General features: G+C 76.5%; 2 protein-coding genes and 1 pseudogene. 1 reads left to right on the top strand and 2 read right to left on the bottom strand.

What is annotated here, in order from left to right; genetic code table 11:
- Positions 1–309: pseudogene (locus ACWENR_RS30800) on the bottom strand (DUF2267 domain-containing protein); the annotation flags it as partial.
- Between the two features lie 66 nt (positions 310–375).
- Here ACWENR_RS30800 and ACWENR_RS30795 point away from each other — a divergent pair.
- A complete protein-coding gene (locus ACWENR_RS30795; protein ID WP_452280445.1) occupies positions 376–690 on the top strand; it encodes a hypothetical protein in 315 nt (104 codons plus the stop codon).
- Between the two features lie 75 nt (positions 691–765).
- Here the strand turns inward: ACWENR_RS30795 and ACWENR_RS30790 are convergent, their stop codons facing one another.
- Positions 766–1110 (bottom strand): STAS domain-containing protein, encoded by a 345-nt coding sequence (locus tag ACWENR_RS30790; protein WP_452280444.1) that lies wholly within the window; start codon positions 1108–1110, stop codon positions 766–768.
- Positions 1111–1259: the final 149 nt, after the last annotated feature.

Below are 1259 nucleotides of genomic sequence, written 5' to 3'. Positions count from 1 at the left end.
GCCGGCCGGCGGCGGCCCGGCGCGCCTGCCCCGGTCCAGGTGGGTGAGCTGCTTGCCGGCGCTCAGGCTCGCGCCCGTCTCGCTGGCCTGCATGCCGCGCTCGCGGGCCTGGCGGGCCAGCGCGCGGCGACGCTGGTTGTCGCCCTCCATCTGCTTGCGCATGGTGACACCTCGCTTCCGCTGGTGTTCCCTGGCTTCCGCCGGTCGCCTTCCCGCCGTCCGTGGCGACGAAACGGCGCCCGGCGGCCGGGCCGGCGCCGTCCGGAAGCGGCGGCGGCGCTTCATCCGCCAGGGGTGAGGGAGGGTCACCCGGTCGGGGCCGACGATCGGGGCGGACCGGAGAACTTCCGACCGGACGCGGAAGGACAGGTCGTCATGAAGCGGATCGTCGAGATAGTCCCCGCCCGACCCGGCTGGTACGCCCGCTGGCGCCTATCACCAGAGGACACCCGCTGCTACGCGGTGAGCCTGTGGGCGCTGCTGGAGGAGCCCGACGGCTCGGGCCGCGAGGTGGTCGGGGTGGACTGTGTCGGGCAGTGGCCCGGCGCGGACGACAACGAGGCGGGTGGGGAGTTCGTCCGCTATCTCTTCCAGACTCCCGATTCCGGGCCACCGGAGGACGCGGAGCCGCCGGCCGCCGGGCCGCAGCGCTCGACCGGGCCCCGGCTCCAGCCGGTCACCGCCCCCTGAGCCACACTCCGGCCCCCGACCCCTGGTCCCAGGGTCGGGGGCCACCCCGGCCGGGGGAGTGGCCGTCGTGGCGGCTCAGCCGGCCTGGCGCACGTCGCCGTCGGCGGGACGCTCCCGGGCCAGCAGCTCGGTCATCCCCGTGCGGTCCAGCAACTGCTGGAGGTGGGGGCTGACGCCCGAGAGCCGCACCGCGCCCGCGCCGTCGCGGTGCAGCAGCACGAAGGCGCTCAGCCCGGACGAGTCGCACAGGGTGACCCCGCCGAGCTCGAACAGGAGCTCCCCGTGGCCGTCGCGGCGCAGCTCGGCGGCCACGGCGAGCAGCTCGGGCGCGGTGTCGAAGTCGAGCTCACCGGCCAGCCGGAGCCGCGCGCGACCGGCGTCGAGCCGGGTCACCTCGATGGTCAACAGCTGGGCGGCCATTCCACCATGTTCCCAGCCGGGAGCCGGGACGCAAATCCGGGGGCGACGGCCGGCAGGTGTCAGGCCGTGCCGGCGGGCTGCCCGGTGGGGCCGGGGCGCGCGGCCAGGCCGTCGCCCAGCGGCCGGCCGAGCAGGCCGGTGACGCCGGT

This window comes from Micromonospora sp. NPDC004336 (assembly GCF_053602615.1).
The sequence above is the reverse complement of the archived record's forward strand: the minus strand, read 5'-3'. Positions and strand labels throughout refer to the sequence as shown.

Coding starts and splice junctions, on each gene's coding strand:
- ACWENR_RS30790 (WP_452280444.1), bottom strand. CDS start 1,110: ATGGCCGCCCAGCTGTTGACCATCGAGGTGACCCGGCTCGACGCCGGT.
- ACWENR_RS30795 (WP_452280445.1), top strand. CDS start 376: ATGAAGCGGATCGTCGAGATAGTCCCCGCCCGACCCGGCTGGTACGCC.